The sequence below is a fragment of the Pedobacter hiemivivus genome (genome assembly GCF_005144565.1).
In the GTDB taxonomy this organism is placed as follows: domain Bacteria; phylum Bacteroidota; class Bacteroidia; order Sphingobacteriales; family Sphingobacteriaceae; genus Pedobacter; species Pedobacter hiemivivus.
The window spans coordinates 600,459-625,376 of the sequence record NZ_SWDX01000004.1 but is presented as its reverse complement, the minus strand read 5'-3'; the positions used below and the strand labels follow the sequence as shown (position 1 = coordinate 625,376).

General features: G+C 40.8%; 11 protein-coding genes. All 11 read right to left on the bottom strand.

Annotation, left to right across the window (positions count from 1 at the left end; genetic code table 11):
* Position 1 precedes the first annotated feature (1 nt).
* A complete protein-coding gene (locus FBD94_RS12905; protein ID WP_136880453.1) occupies positions 2–1,423 on the bottom strand; it encodes a glycoside hydrolase family 28 protein in 1,422 nt (473 codons plus the stop codon).
* A gap of 84 nt (positions 1,424–1,507) precedes the next feature.
* Positions 1,508–3,658, bottom strand: coding sequence for a hypothetical protein (locus FBD94_RS12900; RefSeq protein ID WP_205945879.1), 2,151 nt, complete (start codon positions 3,656–3,658; stop codon positions 1,508–1,510).
* 4 nt (positions 3,659–3,662) lie between these two features.
* Positions 3,663–4,916: a pectate lyase family protein gene (locus FBD94_RS12895; protein ID WP_136880452.1), complete on the bottom strand. Its 1,254-nt coding sequence runs from the start codon at positions 4,914–4,916 to the stop codon at positions 3,663–3,665.
* 40 nt (positions 4,917–4,956) lie between these two features.
* The gene (locus tag FBD94_RS12890) at positions 4,957–6,669 is read right to left on the bottom strand and encodes a RagB/SusD family nutrient uptake outer membrane protein (protein ID WP_136880451.1); all 1,713 of its coding nucleotides are present in this window, start codon (positions 6,667–6,669) and stop codon (positions 4,957–4,959) included.
* A gap of 17 nt (positions 6,670–6,686) precedes the next feature.
* Positions 6,687–9,881 (bottom strand): SusC/RagA family TonB-linked outer membrane protein, encoded by a 3,195-nt coding sequence (locus tag FBD94_RS12885; protein WP_136880450.1) that lies wholly within the window; start codon positions 9,879–9,881, stop codon positions 6,687–6,689.
* Positions 9,882–9,899: 18 nt separating this feature from the next.
* The gene (locus FBD94_RS12880) at positions 9,900–11,396 is read right to left on the bottom strand and encodes a fasciclin domain-containing protein (protein WP_136880449.1); all 1,497 of its coding nucleotides are present in this window, start codon (positions 11,394–11,396) and stop codon (positions 9,900–9,902) included.
* A gap of 42 nt (positions 11,397–11,438) precedes the next feature.
* On the bottom strand, positions 11,439–13,178 hold the full coding sequence (locus FBD94_RS12875) for a fasciclin domain-containing protein (protein WP_136880448.1): 1,740 nt from the start codon (positions 13,176–13,178) through the stop codon (positions 11,439–11,441).
* Between the two features lie 24 nt (positions 13,179–13,202).
* Positions 13,203–14,756 carry a RagB/SusD family nutrient uptake outer membrane protein gene (locus FBD94_RS12870; RefSeq protein ID WP_136880447.1) on the bottom strand — a complete coding sequence of 518 codons (1,554 nt, stop codon included), beginning with the start codon at positions 14,754–14,756 and terminating at the stop codon, positions 13,203–13,205.
* Positions 14,757–14,766: 10 nt separating this feature from the next.
* Positions 14,767–18,069 carry a SusC/RagA family TonB-linked outer membrane protein gene (locus FBD94_RS12865; protein ID WP_136880446.1) on the bottom strand — a complete coding sequence of 1,101 codons (3,303 nt, stop codon included), beginning with the start codon at positions 18,067–18,069 and terminating at the stop codon, positions 14,767–14,769.
* 19 nt (positions 18,070–18,088) lie between these two features.
* Positions 18,089–20,368 carry a fasciclin domain-containing protein gene (locus FBD94_RS12860; protein WP_136880445.1) on the bottom strand — a complete coding sequence of 760 codons (2,280 nt, stop codon included), beginning with the start codon at positions 20,366–20,368 and terminating at the stop codon, positions 18,089–18,091.
* A gap of 136 nt (positions 20,369–20,504) precedes the next feature.
* Positions 20,505–24,914 (bottom strand): hybrid sensor histidine kinase/response regulator transcription factor, encoded by a 4,410-nt coding sequence (locus tag FBD94_RS12855; protein WP_169472294.1) that lies wholly within the window; start codon positions 24,912–24,914, stop codon positions 20,505–20,507.
* Positions 24,915–24,918 lie beyond the last annotated feature (4 nt).

Sequence of the window (24,918 nt, the reverse complement as noted above, 5' to 3'; positions counted from 1 at the left end):
GTTACAGCTTTACGCCAACAGAATTGATGACTTCTAGTTTAGTTTTATCAACGGTTTTAATTACCACATTTTTAAATGTCCAGTTTTCGGCATAGTCAATCGTTCCAGCTGTAGCTCCATCTATATCGATGTTGACAAGATTAAAGTTCTTTAAAATCGTTTCTTTAAAACCAATTGCATTGATTGCTTTTTTTGCCGCTGTAGCTTTAACATTATAAACAGTTACATTCTGGATTTTAGGGATCCCCTTAGATTCTGGAGTTACCCTATTTAACAGCTTTGTCCAATGTGGCGGAATAGAATCAGGATTGTAACCTGCCGGCAGTGTAGAGTAGCTGTAACTTGGATTCCAGTTTGGATTGATTTGAATCACATTGCCCACACCATGCATGGTGATGTTACCGAAATAAATATCCTCTACTGTACCGCCACGCGTTTTGGCAGATTTAATATTTAAAGCATTGCCTGTACCATAACCGACAAGGTCTGTAGCCCATACATGACGAATACCACCAGAGGTTTCACTACCTAGAGTCAAAAGTCCAGCACCTTTTCTGGCTACACTATTGCGTATTACTACATATTCTGTCGGGCGATTTACCCTCAGTCCATCCCAATCACGTCCCGCTTTTAAGCAAAAATTATCATCATTACAGTCGATATCACAGTTTTGCACCAATATCCACGATGAGGAATCAACATCAATCCCATCGGTACTTGGCCCATGCCCGCCGACGTTGTTGCGAATGGTAATGTTATCTACGGTTACATAAGAAGAATAAAGTACCTGCACCGTCCAGAAACCGGCCTGTTGTGCGTGAATGTCTCTTAAAATAATATTTTTTGAATCGGCAATTAAAATGGTTCTTGGTCTTTTCGCATCGTAATCTACAATCCAGCGCAGGCCTTTCGGATCGTAATCTTCCTTACGGATCTTCCAATAATAATCCCAAAAAACCTTTCCTTGTGCATTGATTAATCCTTCGCCACTGATCCCTGCATTTTCCTGATTTAAAATATTTAGCAAGGCAGCCGGCCATTTCATTTCTATACCAGCTACACGTGTATCAATCTCTTTATAATCCTTAATATTCTCGCTACCCAACAGCTCAACATCTTTATCAATTTTAAAGTTCACCCCTTTTTTAATAAATAGCGAACCTGTCAGGTATTTCCCCGGGGCGAATGTAACTACGCCGCCACCTTTAGCTGCGCAATCATCAATAGCTTGCTGAATGGCTTTGGTGTTTAGTGTTTTGCCATCATTTATAGCACCATATTTAGATACATTGAACGTAGTTTTCTTAAAAGTAATGGTTTTTGCACCGACTTTTGAAACCCATTCTGGAGCTTTAGGCTGAGCAAATGAAGGAACTGAAAAAAAGAATAAAGCAAGAAGTAGTAAACTGTTATAAAATCTCATAGTGGTTAAAATATACTTGGTTATGGTGAAAAGTTAAAAACCCTTTTTATTATTGCAATTGGATAAACTTATCCTGCTATCTATTTACATCATCTTTTTAAAGCCTTCCCATTTTACTTTCCAGGTTCCATCTTTAGGAAAACCGGGACTTTCTATCTTGTTGCCATCCCAGCCCGCACACATCATCGCGATAGCAGTCAACAAGCCTCCGTTACCTGGCAGATACAAACGCAAGCGATCATCCTGATAGTTATGTCCGTTGACCAGATAAGTGTTTGTTTTGACATTCATCAACAAAGCATCAATCGCTTTCTCTGGCATATTTAAACGTGCAGCAGTCATGGCAGTCATAGGAAAATCCCAGCCCCAGGTATCATTCCAGCTCCAGGTATCCCAAACCAGGTTAAAGGTTTTCTTCATTACGGCCTTATCCAACAAACTGGTTTCAGGCAGCATTCCGTAAGCTCCTAAGACCGAAGGATGATCCGTTTTATATTCTGGATTGGTGTAAGAATCTGTTGCACTCTCTGTCGCCAGATATACCCCATCCTGTTTTGGCAGAGGGGATAATTTAGCGATCACATCATCCCATTTTGCATTACGCGCCATGCCCAAACGGCTGCGCCATTGTTGTGCAGTTTTTAATGCCCATTCCCAATAAGCCAATTCGTAAGTTGGATTAAATGTAGTTTCGGCTTTAAAGCGTTCCTGTGCAGGAATTAAACCCGGTCCTAACACATAACGTTGTTTATCCTCATCATAATGTGCAAAAGAGGCCATAAAATCTGCTGTCTTAAAAACCAGATCTTTGTATTTCTGGAGCGTTTTCTGATCAGGATGGGCTCTGTATTCGAGTTCTGTAAATGTAATGATGTGTGGTTGCTGCCAGATTAGCATTGCCCCTACCGACGAAGGCGATTCATTACCTTCGTTGTCTGTCATTTTTTGCCATCGCACGCCATCAAACCCTTGACGTTTGGCGATGTTGGCCGCTTTATCTTTCACTGTAAAATACCAGTCTACACTTTTATTTAACAATGCAGGTCTGCCCCATAATGCAAAATGAACGCCATGCCACCAGTGCATCTCCAGATGCGGTTTGCCAAACCAACTGTTATAGGTTAAGCCTGTTTCCTGCGGTGGAAAATCTCCGGCACATTGAATTTTAGTTAGATATAGCGATAGAATAATCCTACGTTCCAATTCATTCGCGCGTTTATCAATGCTACCACTAAAATCAACTGCGGCACCGCTTAACCAAAAAGCTTTCCATTTGTTGATGCTATTGGATTGAACAGCAGCAAATAAGGGTACTGCATGTTGACTTTTTTTAGCGCTGAAAAGACAACTAAAACTAAAGTCATTTGATTTTTTATCAGGTATAATCGTAAAGTAATGCTTTGATTTCTCGACAATACGCGCTCCACTTTTCCATGAAAACGCAGTAAAATAAGCAACAGAATCCAACTGATGTTTTACAACTGCGCCATTCTGATTACTGTTGGTGATGGAAGAAGTATGCCTTTCCAGATCGTCCCAGTTGTTACCAACATCAATCCAATCGCCTGTTGGATAAGGAAAGCGCAGTCTGATTTTTAACCGTCCCAATTTAATCAGGTCCGATTTAACTGATGCAGCAATAATGTCCTGATCCTGATGCCCCAGGGTAACCACAGTTACCGGAACACCATCAAAAGTAAAGGAGCTTCTTATTTCTCCTGTCCAGGGATCTAGCACTTGCTTAATATTTTTGATATCAGCTGGGAGCGCAAGTTTACCATTAGCTTTGCTCAGCTCCAGACCAATATTACCTAGTTGCAAGCGGTGCACATTTTGGCGGTAATAGTTCGAGGCATCTTTACTCCGCTGTGTCTCATTCTGTTGAACTGTATACGACACTTTACGACCATGCTGATCGTAATACTTATAAGCTTCTTCAAGTTTAAAGTTGGCGGTGTCTTTAAAACTATCCCAGCCCCATTCTGATTGTGTGCCCAGTGGCACACCTTTAGCATAAGCATCTGGGAAAGTTTGCAGACCGGTTGCATCCACAGTAAAGGCAAATTTGCCATTACCTACAGAAAGAGACGATAAAGAGTCCATTTTATTGACCAACACCTGATGTCTTTGTACCAATCCCTGCCGGTTTATCTGTGCATACAAACTAGTTACAGGGCATAAAAAGGTAAGCAACAGTGCTGCTGCAAGTTTTCTTCCAAAAAATAGCATCTTCATATTCTTATCGTTTTATTAAGCTATTGATGTATAGTTCAAGATTTGTGTAACCTGTTCCGTTAATTTTAGTTGCATCTGCAGCATTGCGATGATCCAGTTTATTTTTCTTTTCCCAATCGTCGGGGATACCATCCTGATCTGTATCTTTTACAATTACGCGCAGCTCTTTTGGCAGATCCTGTCCACCTGCATCAGCTTCTGTTTTAAAAATCTGACCGGTTTTACCCATGCTTTTGAAATAACCAATGATCCTATTGTCTACAGCATCTCGTTTTAAGGAAGAACCAGCTTCTGCCATCACTACGTTGCAAGCTTCAGCGGCCGTACTGATCTTAACATTGCTTTTTAACAGAAGGGTTGGCTCTTTGAGCAGCGTAGCAGTTTCCTCTATAAAATCTTCATCTGTAATCAAACGTCCGTTTAGTTTACCGTCTTTATCCAGATCAGCGTAGTTATCTTTATGATATACATGGTCTGTTGCGGAAAACATACTCAGAAACTCATTTGTAGAACTTGGACCAGCAATGAAATAATTACCTACGATATCTTGATAATGATGTGCGCTAGAGTGTCCTCCTACAAAGCCACTTTTTCCCCAGTTGTAAATCACATTGTTGATAAATTCAATACTAGCCTTGGCTTTTGGATTGCGGCTTTGATTACCTGCAAAAAGGGAATGATGTATAGTTACATTTTCAGGAACTTCTAGTAGCGCGCCAAAACGTTGTGGGTCTATACTTTCGGCAATCATGCAATATTGTAAGGTTACATTTTTACTTTTCTTGATGTGTAGGTTGTCCCATCTGCCCCACTCTATGGATACATGATCAAAGATGATATCGTTTAAATCATCGGCAACCACAGTACACGATCCTTTAGACATATTGATGCTACCCCTGAAACGGATGTAGCGTACAATTGTGCTGTCTTTAAAAGAGACGCCATTACCGTAAATGGTTATTCCCTCCCCCGGTGCCGTCTGACCGGCAATGGTAATACGGGGGGCAACTGAGATTTTACCCCCAATTTTAATGACCCCGGAAACATCAAAAACTACCGTTCTGCCAGGCTGGCTTACGGCATCACGAAAAGAACCCTTACCAGAATCCTGAAGGTTGGTGACCCGGTACACCGTGCCGCCGCGACCACCGGTTGCAAATCTGCCAAAGCCCTCTGCTCCCGGAAAAGCAAGTTGTTGGGCATTGGTCACAAAAGTGAAGAAAATAGAGAAGATTAAAACTAAAAAAGTACGTTGCATTTAATGTGTTTTATAGGATGATCAATAGGATAGAATTGTATTATTTGAGTTTAAACGGCAAGTACCAATTGGCTTTGTTGGACAAACGTGATCTCACAGTTGCAGCAGAGGCACCATCGCCTGCAGCTTCAAACTTGGCTGCAATCTTATCAGCCAGGTAATTTGGTTCTGTAGTCTGCCGGCGCAATGCGATACGCAACAGATCCTGCCAACGGTAACCTTCGAAAGCGGTTTCCAGTGCTTCTTCCTGGATAATCTTATTCTCGGTATCCACAATCGCATTGGCAGTTAGAATAGGTACATTTTGATTTACAGCCCGGCCTCTGATTCCTGAGTTTCGGTACCAGTTACCCCTGAAAGCATTTGTGGTAGTCCCATCAAAATCAAATGGATAAGTATCTGGAACACCATTATAAGTAGATTTCGTTCCGAAAGTTCCCCAAATACCATTATTGATTAATGCTCCTGCAAGCACACTACGATCTAACCTGTTTGCGGCTTCAGCGAAGCGCATGTGCATTACCGCAGCACGGTAAACAACCCAAACCCCAGTTTTTTCAAAAGGCAATGCCGAACTATAGTTCATCGTATATTTTAAAACTTCAGGATCCTCACCAAACATACCGTACGACATATTTCGGCCTCGTCTATCCGTTAAACTGCCATCAAGTCTTACTTGATTATTCCAATTACTAATGGATAGCGCTGAAGGCTTAACCAGGTAACTTCCAGAAGTTGAAAATAGTGTCAGCAATGGGTTTCCAGGTGCAAAACGACCACTGAAAGGCAACGTCCACATCCTTTCCCAATTCGTAATCCGATCTGCCAGAGCCCCATAAAAAATCTTTGTCCATGGATTAAGCACCGCTGTAGTTTTAAGCGAGTGATCTGGGGAGTTGTCATCAGATACCCTGTAGGTATCAAAAATGTCCACCTGTTGATCAGCACTGGTACTGCTATTGGTTCCAGTTTCCATTACCTCCCGGTAATACTTAGCAGCAATTAAATAATCGCCTTTCCACAGGTGAAGATCGGCCAGAAAAGATTTTCTCTGGATAAAAAACTTAAATACACCATCCTTAAGTACATAAGTATCCATTGGCAACATCAGCGTCGGACTTGCAGAAGAGGTATTTTGATTGAGGTATTCTTTGGGGATGGCTTCAGTTTCAGCAATAAGCCGAGTCAACAAATCCTCAAATGACAACTTTGGAAACTTACCTTGATCCTTAAGGTCATTGACATCGCTTAGTGCATCTGTTACGTAAGGTACACTGCCATAATGGATACCAAGCTGTAGGTAAATCCAACTGCGCAAAAACAAAATATCAGTATAGCGCTGATAAAACTGGGTATTATCCAGTAATTTTTTACTGCGCATGATTTCAAAATTCTTCAGCGCGTCATTGCAATTTAAAATGACTTCATAAAAAGCCTTAGGATCGGCATAAGGATTATCTTCTGCAACCGTTTGAGTTCCTAACTGTCTTAAATAAGTATTGGCGTTTCTCGTTACATCCAGTAGATCTGCCCTCAGCTCATTGAGCAGGATGTAGCGATCTGCCAGCCCGACAAATTTTCCGTAAATCCCAAGTACAGCAGCATCGGCATCATACACATTCTGATAGGTTTGTGACGATTCTAAAGCATCTTGTGGTTTAATGTCAAACATTTTTTTACAGGAAGCCATAGTGCTCAGCCCCAGGATTACCAGTGTATATTTTCTTATTGTAATGGATAATTTCGTGTTCATATTTCTTCTAAACTAAACTACAGACCAATTCTCACACCCAGTTGTACTGATTTTGTCCCGGGCTCCAACCCTGTATCCACTCCTCTTGCGAATACACTATTACCTGCACTAAACTCTGGATCATAACCCTTGTACTTAGTGAGTGTAAATAGATTATTGGCAATGGCATAGACCGTTGCAGACCTAAAAAAAGTAAGCTTAGGCAGTTTATAACTTAAGGCTAATGATCTCAACTTCAAATAAGAGCCGTCTTCCATCCAGCGATCCGAGAATCTTGAATTTCTGGATGGATCATCCCATGAGGCTCGCGGCATATCGGTTACTTGTCCATTCACCCGCCATCTGTTTACTACAGCCAGCGTTTGGTTATTGTATCCATTCATACTCTCCAGCGCAGCGCGTGTCCCATTGTAAATATCATTTCCGTAAGTAAACGTAAACAAGGCATCCAGCGTCCATTGTTTGTAAGACAGTTTATTACTAAATGATCCTGTAAAATCAGGATTTGGGTTACCAATTACCTGCCTGTCATTTTCATCAATGGTATGGTCTCCGTTTGTATCCACAAAGCGCATATCCCCACCTTGAAAAGGGATAAAGTCACCATCGACTGTTTTATTACTTAAACCAGAAGCCAGCGCTTCTGCATCAGCAGCATATACCCCTTTTGTTTTGTATCCATAAAATAAGTTTGCGGCAGATCCGGGTTGCGTAATAATGGTTGCTCCCGAAAAATTGGTAATCAGATTTTGGTTTTCGCCAAGGCCGATCACTTTATTTCTATTGAGTGCATAAGTAAAGCCCATGTCCCATTTCAAGTTATTCTTATTGATCAATCTGCCACTTACCGCAAGCTCAATGCCCTTGTTTTCCATGGTTCCACCATTTTGCAATCCATAATCAAATCCGGTAGCCGTTAACATCGGTTCATAGATCAACATATCCGATATTTTATTGCGGTATACATCCAGACTGATGTTCAATCTTTCTTTCAGGAATGAGGCATCCATACCAACATTTAACTTGGCATTTGTTTCCCATTTCAAAGCCGTGTTACCAATGTTACCTCTAACCAGACCTTGTCTGCCTAAAAAATTCTGAGAAACATAATAGGTCTTAGCGCTATAGTTACCAATTTCGTCATTACCCGTTAAGCCATAACTTGCACGTAATTTAAGGCTCTCTACAAATCTATTATTGGCCATAAAATCTTCTGAAGAAACAAGCCATGAACCAGCTATAGAAGGTAATACGGCAACCTTAACGCCATTTAAAGTCAACACATCTGGAATTTGCTTTCCAAAACGGGATGAAGCATCGGCAGCTACATTAAATGATAAAAAGTATTTACTGTAAGCCTCATAGTTTACATTAAAGTAGGTATTTAACCAGTTCCATTTTCCCAGTGCCCCACCTACAATTCTTAATGTGCTTTGTCCACTTCCTAAGGTTACAAAATCATCACTGGCAGTATTGTAAGTTGTACCATTATCCAATTCGGCACTGCTACTCTGATACCTGAAACCTAGGTTTGCAGTCAGTTTACTAAAATGATTCAAATCCTTTTGGTAAGCCAAGCGGGTATCTGTATTTACGGCAAACAAACGCTGTACACCAGCTGCCACTTTATTATAACCCACTGCTGTTGGCAGTAATACTGGTGCGATTCCCAATTCTGGGGTAAAGTAGTTTTCTCTTACTTTATCAAAGGTAACTCCAATGATGGTACTGATTTTAAAGGATTTATTAAGTGTATAATCGAAACCAATAGAACCAGCAAACCGGTAATTACGGTTTATGGCCTCCACACTTTCGGCCGCTGCAGCTGGATTACTTACACCGAAAATATCAGTATCTGAAAAGTTTGGAGAAAGTACACCTGATTCAGATATTTCTTGTGGGGAAAGAAAAGGTGATTTGATCAATGCCAGGTATAATGGATTGGTGGTGTAAGCCTGGCCCTGATCTCTCAAGTTCTGCTCGCTCCTTGTAAAGGCCAGATTTGCCTGTGCTTTTAATTTTGAGGAGAGGTTTAAGTTTGCGTTAAAACGTGTCTGATATCGTGTCAGATCAGTATTATTGGTTAAACCCTCATTGTTCAGGTAGCCCAATGATAAAGCGTAAGTGGCAACCTCATCTCCACCTGTTACTTTGAGGTAATAGTTCTGGCTACTGCCACTACTCATTACCTTATCCTGCCAATTGGTATTTTGATGGTAGGTATAATAATCCAGCCCAGAATTGTCATTCATATAGGGCTCTGCTTTGAGCATCGCATCCGTATATCCTGGTCGGGTTTTCAACAGATCCCCTAAAAATATGCGGTAATTGTAGGCCTGCATCACCGGCAAATGACTAACCGTACCATTGTATCCGCCATAGGCGGCAAAATCCAATCTGGTCGCCACATCCTTTGCCCTGCTTGTTGTAATTAAAATTACGCCATTGGCACCACGTGTTCCGTACATAGAGGCCCCGTCTTTCAGTACGGTGATGTTATCAATATCCTTAATGTCAACATTGGCCAGGTGGTTGGTCTGGTGACCAGAAATAATAGAACTGCCATAAGTGTTGATGTCATAAAGCACACCATCCACGACTATAAGCGGTTGATTGGCGGCATAAAGAGAATTATACCCGCGCAAATAAAGATCGGCGCCAATGTCTGGGGTACCTGATCTTCTGATCGCGTCCAAACCGGCAACCTTTCCCTGAAGATAGGAGTCAGGAGTTTCATTACTACGCTCCCATGATCCATTAGGGTTGACAGCCGTAACTGCATATGGTGTTCTATTTTTAAGTACGGTTCCAAAAGGAAGTACCGCAGCATCATATACAGAGGTATAGCTCTCTTCATACAAAGCCGAAGAAATTGTTTTTCGTCCTTTCAATGCTTCTTCTTTAGACTGATAGCCTTGTCCTGAAATTATCACTACCGCAGAAAAACCAGGAACACTGATTTTATATTTTCCATTTTCGTCAGTCAGAGCAGCAGCATATCCGGGTACACTTACGTTAATTCCCGGCAAAGGTTTTCCTGTAGCTGCATCCGTAACTACACCACTAATTTGTGGTCCTGTAGCCCTTTTTACAACTGCAACTTTCTTTGTGCTTATGGTGTCTGTTTCCTGGGCAAGCAAGGTATTGCTGAATGCGAGGAAGAGTAGGCACGGTAAGAACATATTTTTTACCGTTTTTGTATTTATATGCATAAGGTTCTGTTGAAGGGCTTAGTTAACTGGTTTTAATTTGATGTAATCTAAAGTCAGGGCCGTTGGCAGTGCAGAAGTCGCCCCTAGTGAGGAAACCAGAAAAGTATACAGCGTCCCATAGTATTCAGGCGTATAGGTCCCTAGATAAACTTCCTTATATGCATCTTTATACGCCTGACTGGTTTGGTCCAGACCAAGTACGGAAGGAACGGACTTGTATCCGACAGTTGGAAATGGTCCTAAAGTATAATCCCAGGTCGTACTAAAATCAACTTTCATGGAGATTGGTATGGTTAACACATCATTTATCGCTCTCCAGTAGACTTCGTATTTTACTGAGTTTACCGTTGAATTATAGCTGAAATAATAAAGTGGGCTGGGACTGGCAGTAATGCTACCAGTTTGCCTGTCGATGTAGCGATTGCCAAAAGGGTCTTGCTTGATCCTCACAAAAGGATTTGCAGGCGTTCGCCAGCTATTGGTCATTTCGCCCTGGAGCACCACTGTAGGGATTTTATTTTCCAGAAGCTGATATCCAATTTTATTCACTACATAAGCTATCCCGTTACTGAGCAAACGTGTTTCGACAATGGCGCTCTTATCCAAATGAATCCTAACCCCGGTTACTGTGGTCATCGAATCCGGGAGCTCATTAATCTGGTAAACCTTGTTCACTACCAAATCACGCACTACACACCATTTGGTAAGCGTATCTGCCAACTTCACATCAGGGTGCAGGTTGTAAGTAAATAACTTACTCTTTTCAGCATTAAATGCGGCATCATTTAAGATGATATAGGTGAACAGGCTATCTTCACTGCTGATATCGGAAATCCGTTGAAAATACTGGTTCTTAAGTACCTTGAAGGTGGTACCTTCCTGATAAACTCCTTTTTGCGTTACCGGATCTTTATACAGCAGCACGCCTTTACTGGTGTCTAGCTCCATATGTTCCAAGCCTTTGATAAATGCGGCCTGCAAACCTCCCGAAACAGCGGACTGTAAAAACTCCCAGGCATTTGGCTTTGGTATGGATACCCCATTCACAACATGTAGCACCCCATTTTTAACATACACATCTGCAACAGTAATTGTAGACTCCTCAAATGTAGTTTTGGTAAGTGTGGTGTTTTTACCGTTTAACATCCTTACGATCAAAGAAGGCTTCGGATTTGCCGTAAAATAGCTCTGTTCTGCAATGCAATTGCCTACAAAAAGCTTTAATGCAGCATCATCGTTCACAATAGCATTGTCCAGACTTTTTAACGCTTCGTTACTGGGTGCCCATACGGTATAATTTTTGGACGATTTGAGCACCACATCGTAACCTGTTTTCACAAGATAGGCATGGAAAGTACTTAAATTGGGCTCAGCACTGATCTGTTCAGAAAGCGTCTGATCAAGTCTCGCTATATTTAACTCATTGTGGTCTTTCCAGGCATCTTTGCAGCCGGCAAAACTTAAGCTGGCAAGCAGAAATACTAAAATGAGATATCTGGTTTTAAATTTGGTCATCTTTCAGGTTCTATTATTTCTAAATCTTTTTTCTGGGGCGGGTTATGGGGCTAGTATTTTGGTGCCATCAGGCTTATATTTCGGATATTGCTGATCCTCATTGATCGGAATGAACTGAATCATATCAATATTATTGGTGTTCTGTTTTCCATTTATCGCTTTAAGCCTCAACCAATAACGTCCGGTCTGCTGGATATCAGCAACTCCCATTAACTTCGCAACCTGTGACCCGGATGTATTTTCCATATAGGTTTTAAATCCAACGGCCTCTTCTGCTTCCGTATCAATTACCGTAACACCATTAACCGTTTTATTAATCCCTGGACGTTTAACAGTGAAACTCAATGTACGGGCATTGGCCAATGGTACACGGTCTGTGCTGCCATCTACACCAATCAGCGCCTGAACTTCGAGTGTAGTAGCTCCCTCTGCCTGAACATAAATACCAATCCATACTTTGTATTTCCCTTTAATCAACAATGGCGTCCTAAACTCTACCCATTCTGCCCTACTCGATTCACCACCTGGTACAAGGGGCACAATCAGCACATCTACATTGTAGGATGTTTTTGAGGTAGATTGACCAGTACCATAACGGTAGATCAGTTTTGACTCTGGACCTGAAAACTTAACATCGGCCAATGCTCCAGCTTCAGCTACAGAAAATTCGTAAGTCTGCCTTTTATAGTATTGGGTATTTTTAATGAGTTCCGGAAATGAAGCCACATCAAACTCCACCCGGTAAGGCGACCTGAGTTTAATGGCAAAATGAGCCGAGGATTGGTGTACAACACCGTTTGTTGTGGTCACATCACTTTTATCTCTAAGTAAAGAGAAACCTCTTTCATAAACCCCGTTAAAGGTATCATCATTCATCATCGCCGTCTCTCCTGTCAGCTTGGACGTTAAAACCTCTAAAGGCGCTAAAGTATTGTGTGCACTAGATGTGATGATGTCTGCCAGGTATTTAGCCTCATACAAAATGTGATAATCCAAAAATAGGTGCAGACTATCTGTGGCTAATTTTGGATTTCCGGTATTTGAAAACTTATCTTTCAATGCCGCATAACTATTGATCCCTGCTGCCTTAAAAGCCTCATCAGTTTCAGCAATTACAGTTAACCATTTTTTCTTTTCATCGGGATTATTTGCAGGAAGTAAATTCAATTGGTCGTACAGCCCCGTCTCCTTTAAAGCCTGAGTAAATATGGAATATTGCGGATTAGCCTCAATCGTCTGCGCCAGACTTAATGTTGCCGGACTCAAAACATGGTCGACACTATGGATCAGTCCATTTCCAACAGAAATATTTGATTTAACAACATTCGCTTGTTTGTTGATCCTGATTTTGGTTATCCCGCCCACATTTTCTGATGATGTGGTTAGGTATTGACCAAACATGGTTAGGTTAAATAGTTTACCATCAGTAAACCGGGATGTAGGAATAGAATCCTCCAACAGGTGTAAACGAATAAAGCTTTTCCAGTCATCTGCACTAATCTCTTCTACGGCAGCCTTTCCCTTTTCCTGCAAATACGTCTTAATCGCTGTATTTGTAGGTGCAAACAAGGTATACGAGCCATAAGCATTTAAAAAAGAAGCTGTTCCAGACAAGCTCAACACCTTCGTCAGTTCAGAAAAATCATCAGGATTGTCCTTCAAGTATTGAGTCATATTGACAGCATTTGAGGTACTGCGTACCAACGAGTCTTTATTGCAAGCCCAAAGACAAAGAAAGATACTGAACAAGCCCAGTAGCATTATTTTAAAATTCCGTTTCATAACTATATATTTTTGGTTAGCGGTTTATTGATAAAATGGATTTTGTACCAGCCCCTTATTGGTTTGCAATTCATACGAATAAATTGGAAAATAATGGCTTCTATGGTCTTTATACTTATTGATGACTGTTTGTTGTTTACTAGGTTGTGCACTTGCAGAAACGATGTCCAGCAATAGTTTTTCATTGGCGTAGTTGTTTCTTTTGGCATTACGCAGAATGTCGTACCAACGTTTACCTTCAAAGGAAAACTCGCGGGCGCGCTCTTCAAAAATGTATAAAGAAAGGTTTTCCGTATTGGCTGGATCCGGTATTTCTATGGCTTTTCCATCCACATTGTTCAATGCATGGCGTGAAGTTCTGATGCGACCAACCAAATCAATTGCCTCCTGTCCATTGGCAGCGTTGCCAGGTGATACCCAGGTTAAGGCCTCTGCTTTCATCAACAGCACATCTGAATAACGATAAACAAACCAATGTGCATACGAAGTAACTGATGATCTTCCGTTCATGTACTTTACAATTAGGGCACTGGCTTCTGACATAGAAGTTCCATTGCCACGAACGTCAACATTTAAAAAATCTATTGCATCTGTACCATACAGTCGTCCCTCGGCAATCCAGTCTGCCGCCTTAAACTCTGTTCCCCCAAAGCCAAACATTGGGGCAAAAGGATTCAACTTTTGATTGTCAAACTGGAACTCAAAAATATTTTCCACTGAGTTTCCATTGTAATAAACATTCGTGTAAAAATCAAACTGGGGTGTTCCTGCAGGAAGTAATTGATATTTACCTGATGCGATGACCTTATCACAGGCATCAATAGCCTTTTGATATTCCTCATTCCACAAATAAACATCTGCCAATGCTGTATAGGCCGTAAACTTGGTGAACCTACCACGGTCTTCGGCCATATTGCCATAAGTAACCTGGCCATTTTCGGCAGCAAAAGTCAAATCAGTTACAATTTGTTGGTAAACTTCCTGCTGACTTTTCTTAGCAATAGCGGCAACCTGGGTATCATTATAGGTGGGTTCGAGCTTCAAGGGTACCTCACCAAAAGAACGTAACAAATAAAAATACATCAATCCACGTAGGGAATGTGCTTCTGCCAGATAAGCATTTAATGTGGTTTGACTAAGGGTTTTATCATTGGCCATCACATCGGGTCCGAACTTAATAACCGTATTGCAAAGGTTAATGGTTTTGTATACAGCTTCCCAATTCACAAAAATATTATTGGCAGAAGTTTGTGTACGCATCATATCCACCTCATCACGCATCGTCGCATTTAACAGCGCTTCATCATCCTCTGTAGCCAATTCCAATCCTGGAACGACCATATCACCTCTCAATTCGCCCCAAATAAAAAGGTATTTGGCCAATGGTATTGTGCTTCCACCCAGTAATGATGCATAACAACCCATTACCGCAGCATCCAACTGTTCTTTGGTTTTCCAGTATTCCTGACGGGTCAAGCCATCCTCAGGCTGCAAGTCCAGCCATTTGTTACATGAAGTTCCCAATACACTGATTATGGTAACCAGAACAAGTAGGGTATATTTTATATTTCTTTTCATATCAAATCAATTAAAAACCAACAGTTAAACCAAGCGTAAAAGTCATGGAAGGTGGTGTTAATGCATCGTCTTCAGCATATTTAAACGGGCTATTCTCGCCACTGGAAGTCACATCAGGATTTTGCCCGGTATAGTTGGTCCAGGTATATAAATTCTGACCTGTTACATACACGCTACCACTCTTCATCTTAAATCGTTTTAAAATGTCACTGGTCAGGTTATACCTTAAGGTAACCGAGCTTAAACGGATAAAAGAAGCATCTTCTACATAGCGATCAGAACCTAGCCAGTTGTAACCAGTTCCATACAATGCCCTTGGCATATCGGTCACATCACCTGGATTGCGCCAACGTCTAAGCACAGCTGTACTTTGGTTATTTACACCTGCCATATTGGTTGTGGTAATTTTAGCTTTGTTTACGATATCATAACCATACCTGTAACTGAAAAAGGCCTGAAGTTTTAAATTGCCCTTAAAAGTTATATTTGGGCCAAAGCCTCCTGTAAACTTAGGGACACTGTTTCCCAGGTAAACCATGTCTTTTTCGTCGATGTTTCCATCATGGTTGATGTCTTCATATACCGCATCTCCGGGTTGAAACACATAGTCGACCATCGGATAATTGTAACGCATATAAACCGTCTGGCCGTTAGGACCAACAATGCGATTTCCGTCTACATCTTTGGCAATGGTTGCGTCTTTATCAGTATATACACCTTTGAATTTAAAGCCGTAATAAGAACCGAAAGGGTTGCCTTCGATCAGGAAAGATTTGTACTTACCCAGATCTGGTAAACCAGCAGCACTTTCACGAGGGTAAAACTCTGAAATGGTTTGGATGCTGTTCACGTTGCGGGCAATGTTGAAATCGAAACCAACATTCCAGGTCTTATTTTTAAACGGTGTGGTATTGATCATGATCTCCCAGCCGTTGTTATTCATGCTACCAATGTTCATGTCAATTTTACTATAGCCCGTAGTACTTGCAATCTTAAGATCGTTGTAGAACATATTTTTCGTGGTATTGCGATAGATTTCCGCGTCAATCTTTACCCTGCTTTTAAACATGGTTAAATTGAAACCCACATTCTTACCCACCAGCGTTTCCCATTTTAAGCTGGAGAGTTCGATATTGGATGGGTATACTGCGGCCCGACCTGCATACGACCAATCAAAAGGCGTATAATTGTTAAAATAACCGTAGTTATCTTTAGGTGCTTTACCGCTGGCGCCATAGCTTAGCCTTAAGCTCAAATCATCAATAAAAGTAAGCTTCTTCATAAACGACTCATCAGACAAGCGCCATCTGGTAGATATACCTGGAAAGAAACCAAATCGATTATCCGGAGAGAACTTCGAACTACCATCTACCCTACCATTCACATTGATAATGTAGCGATCCAGAAACTCATACTGAGCTTGAAGTAAAACACCTACAGTTCTGGATTGCGACTGATTAGATTTTAACGCAAGGCCTACACCATTGGTAACAGAAGGATTTGAAGGATCCTGTAATTGAGATGAAGCCGTATTGGCTGTAACCAAGCTATAGGAAGCTGATTTTGTATCATTGGTTTGGAATGACATTAAGCCTTGCAAATTATGATTGATATTGATCCGTGGTCTGTAGATCAAATTGATCTTAGTCTGCATATTGTAAGAATCTCCATCCGCATCCGAAGCCCTGTTTACGGTAGTTTCAGTACTGGGTTGCCCGGTTGCAATCTGAGGTAAGAAGGTCTTCGACTTCGTGTTATTGACATCAAACTGAACATCGAATGTAGAGAACAATACAGATGAGATATCGTATTGCAAGTTAAACTTCGGTGTAATCCTCTCGCCTATCAGCTGACTAAATCCTTCGTTAGCCATAGCCAATGGATTATAAGTTCCCTTAACCTCATTTTTATCATTTATGCTAAAAGATCCTTGGATATTGGATAAAGGAGAGAAATAAATACCTGTATTATTTCCGTATTCATCGAACTCAAAAGGGGCCATATTAGGCATTTTATTGATGGCGGTACCCCGTAGTGATTTGTTATAATTTAGATTGTTATTAACGTGTGTATAAGTTAAATCTGTCTTAAATCTCAGCTTGCTGGAAACAATATAATCCAGGTTAATCTTAGTGGTTATCCTCGAAAGATCAGTGCCTAATGTTGTACCGGTTTGTCCCAAATAACCCACTGAAGCATAATAACGTGCCTTTTCGCCACCACCACTCATCGATAAGTTATGATCGTGCGTATAACCTGTACGTGTGATGAGTTTAAGCCAATCCGTATTGTTGCTATAATTGTAATAGTAATATGAATCTGAAGGATCGTACTGGAAGGCTTTATTCTGTCCGTTGTTTCCCAGAAAATCCAGAGGTAAACCTGTCGAGTTCATCACCGCTTCGGGGATCAGCATAGAATACTGATTACCGCTAAGAAAGGGAATTGGGTTAGGCTGGGTAGCCATAGTCCCCTTAAAGTTGTACGCAATAAAGGGCCTACCCTTTTCACCGCGTTTGGTGTTGATCAAAAGGACACCATTTGCCGCCCTTGATCCCCAAACAGCTGTAGATGCAGCATCTTTAAGTACGGTAATGTCCATAATATCTGATGGAGCAATGTTCAACAACTGCGCATACCCTTGTTCATCGGCCGTCCCGAAATTAAAGTCCGATGGAATTTCCGTTTCATAAGGCATGCCATCGAGTACGATCAAGGGTTCTGCAGATCCTGTAATTGAGGATGTACCACGAATACGGATTGACATCCCTGCTCCCGGATCTCCTGAGACCGTTCCAAAATCTACCCCTGACAAACGTCCTGCGAGGGCTTGATCAATAGAAGTTACAGGCAACTCTGCCAATGCTTTTGCACTTATGGTGGCCGATGCAATGGTAGAATTACGCTCGGCTATGTTTAGGCCGGTCCCGTTATTCACCATTTTTTTTGAGGTTACATTCACTGCATCCAGTTCATTTGAATTGGATTCTAAGATGACATTAATCGTAGTTCTATCACCGATTACTCCTCCCTGGAAGGTCTTATAACCGATATAGGAAACAACAAGCTGGTGCTTGGTATTGGTTACTCTAAGTGCAAAATTCCCATTGATATCAGTACTTACGCCTGTAATTGTTCTCTTATTTTGATCTACTTCGATAACGGATGCCCCAATTACCCCTAACTTATCTTTCTTGTCTGTCACCTTTCCGCGAACCGTAACAACCTGCTGCGCATAAAGTGATGCTGAATGCCCCAGAATCATCACAATCAGCGCCGTAAGACAGAAACTTTTGTATAAAAAACTTTTCATATAAACTCAGCTTGGCTTATTATTTATTGTAATTGAGATAATTGGTAATGGAATGAATAATGGTCCGGTTAGACAATTGATTACTTGTACTTAAACTTGTCTGAGATGTTCTGCCGGCCCTATCGGTAATGATCAGGTTACCTGGGTCGTTCAACACATTGACCAATGTGTTATCCCCTGCTTCTGTTTGTAGCAAAGTCAGGTAGTTATCTGCCTTTTTGCCATCAATAGCTACAGATTCGCCATTTATGATGTGATACAATATAAATTTACGCATCAGATCTTTTTGTGCTTCATTGGTAGGCGCAGCTGTAGGCAAGGCACCTGTTGCTTTTGTACCCGGCAATATGCCATCCCTAATGGCCTGTGCAATCGCATTGTTATCAGGTGCAAATAGAGTGTACTTATTGTCGATCCCCGTGTTCAATCCTGCAATAACCTTTGTAGTCTTATTGTAGATACCGGAATTAGAAACCATCCAGTAAAATGAAGCATAGCTGTTTGGATATTTTGTGGCCAGATTTTCTAAATGCTGACCAACATTTTTTTCAGAGAACGATAAAATACCATCCAGATAATGTACCACACCATTGATGGCGGTGTTATCTGTTTTGACAATATTGATGTCTACCCCCGAATCTACTGTTCCGCTGGTCTGAATCTTTCCGCCGCCATATTTAACATAATCGCCGCTTTGTGATTCAACAATGCCAGAGGCCCCAAAATTTGTGATCGATCCGGTTGGGGTAATCAATACTCCCGTTTTTAAGATTCGGAATATATTGTCCCGATAAAGAAAATTATGGGCATAGCTTCCAGTTGGAGATGATCTGTATCCCCATGCTGATGTGGTTAAACCTGCACTGCCTTCATTGTAACGGTATCCTCCGGCAATTAAAACCGCATCGGGCATCACCAGGATCGTTTGTCTAACCCCTGGTTGTGTGGAATATGCTTTAATCCCTGTAATGTCATCCGAATAGCCCAAATAAGTCATCATTGTAGCTGGATCAAGATAAGGGATGCCAAATACCGTTCTAAAAACGTTCGCCTGCTGCGCTTCATTTATGCCATAAAACAAGCCATTACTTAACAACTGTTTATCCACCGCATTTCCAATACTTATGGTTGCGACTTCCTCTTGATAATTTGCATCCTGCGAAAATTTACTTGGCCATAAGGCCGCTGCCCACATGTGCGAATTGATAAAATTAATGACTATACTCCTTGGTGCTGTTTTAAAGAACGAATTACCATACTTTGCCAATATCTTTTTGCGGTAGGCCCTTAAAGCGTCGTTGGTTGGCGCCATAATGGTCCAGCTTGATTTTTGAGACTCATTAGCCAGGTAAGCACTGATCCCCGGCTGCTGGTAGTTTTCATTGTTAATCGAAAATGCCAACAGTCCGTTGTATCCTTTTACATATACCGAATCCTTTTGGCCGGTGGCGACAAAATTCCGGTGCGTTAGATAGGCATTGGCCGTATAATATTTTAAAGAATCTAGCAGGCTTTTAAATTCACTGTAATTGTCATTATTACTGATATACTGATCAATGTTCTTTAAAGGCAGAATAACCCTATCCACTTCATGAATCATTCCGTTTTCAGCAGAAATATCCTTATTTACAACAGATGCTCCTGCTACGTTAAAGCCCGAAAAAGTTGAGTTGGGATAAAAAGATTTATAATCGTTTTGATTTAAGCCAGTGGTGGCGAAAAACTGATCGGTAAAATATGGGATGTACTTATTGTTGTTGTCCCCATCTATGTAAGCAGAACTGTTAATACCCTTTATAGATTGTACATTTCTGTTGGTTGCAATGATCTTACCATGCTCGGCATCCCCCTTTTGTTGTACCCAGTCGTAATAAGCAGTTTTTCTTTTAAAAGCGAGACCAACTCCAGTCTCCACATCGGCCCGCATCTGGTAAGTACTCAATTGATCTTTGCGGTAGGCATTGTATACCAAAGCATACTTTACAATTGAAAGCGCCATTGAATCTGTAACACCTTTTACCCCGTCAATGCCCTGTTCTATAAAAAATCGTTCAAAAGCAGCGTCATTGGGTGCAAACATTGTCCACCAACCTGTCTGAGCCAAAATGTCTTTGTAGCCTGCCTTGTCAATTAGGGCAGTAAGATGTTTAAAATTTCCTCGTGTTTGTAGCTGCTGATAAATAGGCTCACCCAATCCTTTTGGGCGCTCGTAAAATGCGTCAAAATCCTTTTTCTTGCAGCTGCTTAGAATTCCTAACAAAAGCAGGAAGCAGCATGAACTTGTAAAAAGTTTAGTCATACTCGGTTTAGTTATATTTGGTTATTGGTAATACAAATCTATCTGGAAAGGCGATCCAGAGTTTTCAAATTTTGACGAAATGCTTCTATTATTTGACAAAAAAGATGGTTTAAACTAATTTAGAGTGGGTTGGACCCTAAATGTCTGCTGAAAGATTTTCTGAATATTGCGAATCTCTCTTTATTCCTTTCAGGTACTCTGATGGAGACATTTTGTACTTCTCTTTAAAACAAGTACTGAAATAAGGTAGGCTGCTGAAGCCAATGAGGTAGCCAATTTCGGAGATGGTTATAGATCCTTCATCCAACAATTGCCGACTCCGTTTCAAACGCATATCTCTCACAAATTCAACCGGACTTAGCCCGGTTAAACTCTTCAATTTTTTATAGAAGGTAGTACGTCCCATACCGATGGCGGTAGCCACTTCTTCAATATTAAAGTGTGGATCTTTCATCCCTTCTTCTACAATCTTAATGCTTTGCTTTAAAAAGACTTCATCCTTTGAGGTGATCACTATCTCATCAGGATTTAGATTTACAATCCTTTTATCCAGTGCATTTGAAAGTTGCTCGAAGAGTTTTTTCCTCGAAGCAATCAGACTTTCAATAGAGGCCAGCAGATAATCGGTATGAAAAGGTTTGGTAATGTATAAGTCGGCGCCATATTTAAGCCCTTCTATCTGACTTTCTACCGAAGATTTTGCGGTTAAAAGAATCACAGGGATATGGCTGGTCCGAACATCATGTTTCAACTGATCCAACATTTGAATGCCATCCATATTTGGCATCATTACATCACTGATGATCAGATCTGGCAGTAAAGTAAAAGCAGCATTTAAACCTTCTATACCATCTGCAGCACTTTTAATACAGTACAATCCATCCAGTTTCACTGATAAAAAACTACGCAGTTCAGGATTATCTTCTACAATTAAAACCAGTGGGGTATCCACCGTCTTGATGTTTTTAACAGGGAGCTCTATTGCCGTTTCAGGCGTATCCATAGGGATCAACCCAGCTGTTCTGAAGCCAGCTTCAAACTTCAACTCTTCAGGTTTAAAATGTGCATTACCTGTCTTTAAGGTTAAGACAAAGGTCATCCCGACCGAACTATTTTGCTGAGCCGAAAGTTTACCATGATGACTCAGGGCCAAATCACGTGAAAGGGCTAAACCAATACCTGTCCCTTTGAGGTGGTTTTCGCCCATGGTATTCCCTTCATAATAGATCTCAAAAATCTCTTCCAACTGATCTGCTGCAACGCCTTGCCCAGCATCGATGACTTTCAACTCAATATCCTCTTTACCTGACACATAGTTCAAGGCTACGCTAATAGATTGATTGGCTGGTGTAAACTTAAAAGCATTGGAAAGCAGGTTATAAACAATAATGTCGATCTTTTCCTCATCCACCCAGGCCATGACTTGCTCGGTTTCAGAACTTACCTCAAAATGAATCCCTTTTTCGATTGCCATTCCAGAAAAATGACTGCAAATGTCTCTTATCAGGACTAATAAATCAACTTCAGCTATGTGAAGCTGCATTTTGCCACTTTGAATCTTCCTAAAATCAAGGAGCTGATTGATAAAACGGATCATCCGGTTGGCATTCCGATTTACAATATTCAAATACGCCGCGCCTTTAAGAGACAAGGACTCATTGCGTGAAATTTCCTCAAGCGGACTTACAATCAAGGTTAATGGTGTCCTTAGTTCATGAGAAATATTGGTAAAAAAGGCCAATTTCACTTCGGTCAACTTTTGTTCTACTAAAACTTTATTTCTCAACCTGATCATCGTGATAATAATACGCCTGGCTACAATAGCAATAGCCGCAGCAAGCACCAGATATATGAAATAGGCCCAATAGGTTAAATAAAATGGGGGTTTTACAATAATTTGCAAAGTCTTTTCGGGAACATTACTAAAGAGATCCTCACTTGCGGCCTTTACTTTAAATGTATATTTTCCGTGTGGCATATTGGTATAAGTAGCCTTTCGCTGATCGTTTACATGGTGCCATGTTTTGTCGAAGCCTTCCAATTTATAGGCGTAGGTAATTTTGTTTAAGGCCCGGTAATCCAATACCGCATAATCTATACTGATTGCATTCTGATCATGTTTTAAGGTCAAAACTGGAGTTTCATTTATGGCAAATTTCAAAGGAGAACCCTCAGCCCCCGGAACGATGTCTTTATAGTACAATTGCATCCTGGTTAAGGCCATTTCTGCATCAATCTTTTTATCAATAATGGTTACCGGGTTAAAAGAAATATACCCGTCCATACAACCAAAATATAACTTCCCATCGCTTCCGCTAAAGCAGGTACCTTCCGAAAACCCCGCTGCTGGCAGCCCATCATAAGCATCGTAATTTTTAAAGACTTTAGTTCTGGGATTAAACTGTGAGAGCCCACTTTCTGTAGCGATCCAGATGTTATTTTGTTGATCACCCGTAATGCTCAGCACAACATCATTAGACAATCCGTTTTCGGTTGTAAACACCTCAAACTTAATGTCGCCATTAGCTGCTTTAACGACCTTATTTAATCCCCCACCAAATGTACCTACCCACATTTGTCCGGTTTTGTCTTTATAAATGTATTGGACACTATTGTTGCCTAAACTAGACCTATCTCCTTTTATTTTTTGATACTTCTGATAATGATAGCCATTACCCGATGTCCTGTTTGGATCAAAGATGAGCAGTCCATTGCTTGTTCCTACCCAGATTCTACCCTGATTGTCCTCGTTGAGATGTCTGATTACATTGGCCCAGGAGAAAGGGTACCGTTTCATCGTATTGTAATAATTTTTAAAGCTGATTTTACCCTCCTGAGTACTCATCAAATTGATCCCTCCTCCAAGTGTACCCACCCAAATCCGTCCTTTACGGTCTTCAATCACCGAATAAACCAAGTCGCTGCTTAAGCTATTCGGGTCGGACTTATCGTTTCTAAAATTACTTAAGGCATAAAATGATCTTGCGGCATCTATAGGGGTTGCTTTAAACAATCCATCTCCTTTTGTGCCCAGCCAAACATTGCCTTTGCTATCTTCGATAATACTGTACACATAGCCTACCTTTTCACCGGTATTGACAAATACAGAAACCTGCTTGTTGTTTTCATAAACATACACCTTTCCATCTCTGGAGCAGAGCCACAAACGGCCTCTTGAATCCTTCATCATTGCCCGTACATTGTTTTCTGAACGATTTTGAGGATTTTTTACTAGCCTGAGGTAATTAAATTTATCGGTAATGGGAACTATTTTATTCACGCCCCCATCTTTTGCGCTTAACCATAAAACGCCCGTTTTATCTATTAACAGGCTGGTTAATATGTTAGAAAACTTTTGATCTTTAGTCCCCGGTTCATCATAAAAATAAGCGATGTCATCACTTACCGGATTGTAATATCCAAAGCCACCACCTTTCATACATACCCACAGTGTTCCATTAGCATCTGTAATTACCTGATAATCCCTCCCGGAATTGGTCACATCTTTTTTCTGGGTAAAATGCTTATAGATTCCGGTATGTGGATTGTATTTCAAAACCCCATTTTTTTCGGGTTCAATCCAAACCTGCCCGCCTTTATCTTCATACAATGAAAAGTAAGTATCATGAGCTGCCAAGCCAGAATAAGTGTATTTAAAGGTTTTTAAATCTAGTGTAATCAAGCCCTTCCCAGCGGTAGAAATGTACAACAATGGCCTATCGGAGCTACACATCGCGTTTAATTTACCCCCCTTACAAAGGGATTTAATTGAAAAAACCTTGTTCTTTATGTGATAAGTAATCAGGTTTCCATCTACAGTCCCAAAAAATAAGAAATCCTTATTTTGGGTAAAGCAGGTAAAAGAATAAGCAGCTAAAAATTTGGTAACCGCTGGTGTAAATTTGACTACTGCATATTTATGGTTTTTATCGAGTTGCAAACAGTTTAATCCAGCTTCTGTTCCTACCCAGATATTATTTCCCTCTCTATGCAGGAACTGAACCGAATTTCCGTTGATGTTAAACGAGCTCGCCCTATTTTTACCATAATAATTGATCACTGCTGTGCCAGAAGATTCGTTCATCGCATGAAATATTCCCTGATCTTCAGTAAGCAACCATACACCGTTTTCAGCGTCTGGAATTATTTTATCGATCGGACGATCTTTAAAAAGATGCTTGTAGGTTCCATCTGATATAGCCAGAAACTGCTCTGTCTTTTTATTAAAACGATACACCTTATTGTCATAAGTCTTTACCCATAAAAAGGCTGACTTATCCTCAATAATGCTCCTGATCTTATTGTTACTTAAATTAGAGCTATCACCTGGTCGGCTTTTATACACGACAAAATTATGTCCATCAAACCGGTTGATACCATCAAAGGTACCGAACCACATAAAGCCATCTCTATCGCGGGTAATGCACAAAACCCCATCATGCGACAAACCGTCCCGTGTAGAATAGCGGGTAATGTTACTGTTTAATTGAGCTGTGGAGATTAAGGATTGCAGCGAGAAAACTACAATCGCTAATATTTTATACATGACC

Coding starts and splice junctions, on each gene's coding strand:
- FBD94_RS12905 (WP_136880453.1), bottom strand. CDS start 1,423: ATGAGATTTTATAACAGTTTACTACTTCTTGCTTTATTCTTTTTTTCA.
- FBD94_RS12900 (WP_205945879.1), bottom strand. CDS start 3,658: ATGAAGATGCTATTTTTTGGAAGAAAACTTGCAGCAGCACTGTTGCTT.
- FBD94_RS12895 (WP_136880452.1), bottom strand. CDS start 4,916: ATGCAACGTACTTTTTTAGTTTTAATCTTCTCTATTTTCTTCACTTTT.
- FBD94_RS12890 (WP_136880451.1), bottom strand. CDS start 6,669: ATGAACACGAAATTATCCATTACAATAAGAAAATATACACTGGTAATC.
- FBD94_RS12885 (WP_136880450.1), bottom strand. CDS start 9,881: ATGCATATAAATACAAAAACGGTAAAAAATATGTTCTTACCGTGCCTA.
- FBD94_RS12880 (WP_136880449.1), bottom strand. CDS start 11,396: ATGACCAAATTTAAAACCAGATATCTCATTTTAGTATTTCTGCTTGCC.
- FBD94_RS12875 (WP_136880448.1), bottom strand. CDS start 13,178: ATGAAACGGAATTTTAAAATAATGCTACTGGGCTTGTTCAGTATCTTT.
- FBD94_RS12870 (WP_136880447.1), bottom strand. CDS start 14,756: ATGAAAAGAAATATAAAATATACCCTACTTGTTCTGGTTACCATAATC.
- FBD94_RS12865 (WP_136880446.1), bottom strand. CDS start 18,069: ATGAAAAGTTTTTTATACAAAAGTTTCTGTCTTACGGCGCTGATTGTG.
- FBD94_RS12860 (WP_136880445.1), bottom strand. CDS start 20,368: ATGACTAAACTTTTTACAAGTTCATGCTGCTTCCTGCTTTTGTTAGGA.
- FBD94_RS12855 (WP_169472294.1), bottom strand. CDS start 24,914: ATGTATAAAATATTAGCGATTGTAGTTTTCTCGCTGCAATCCTTAATC.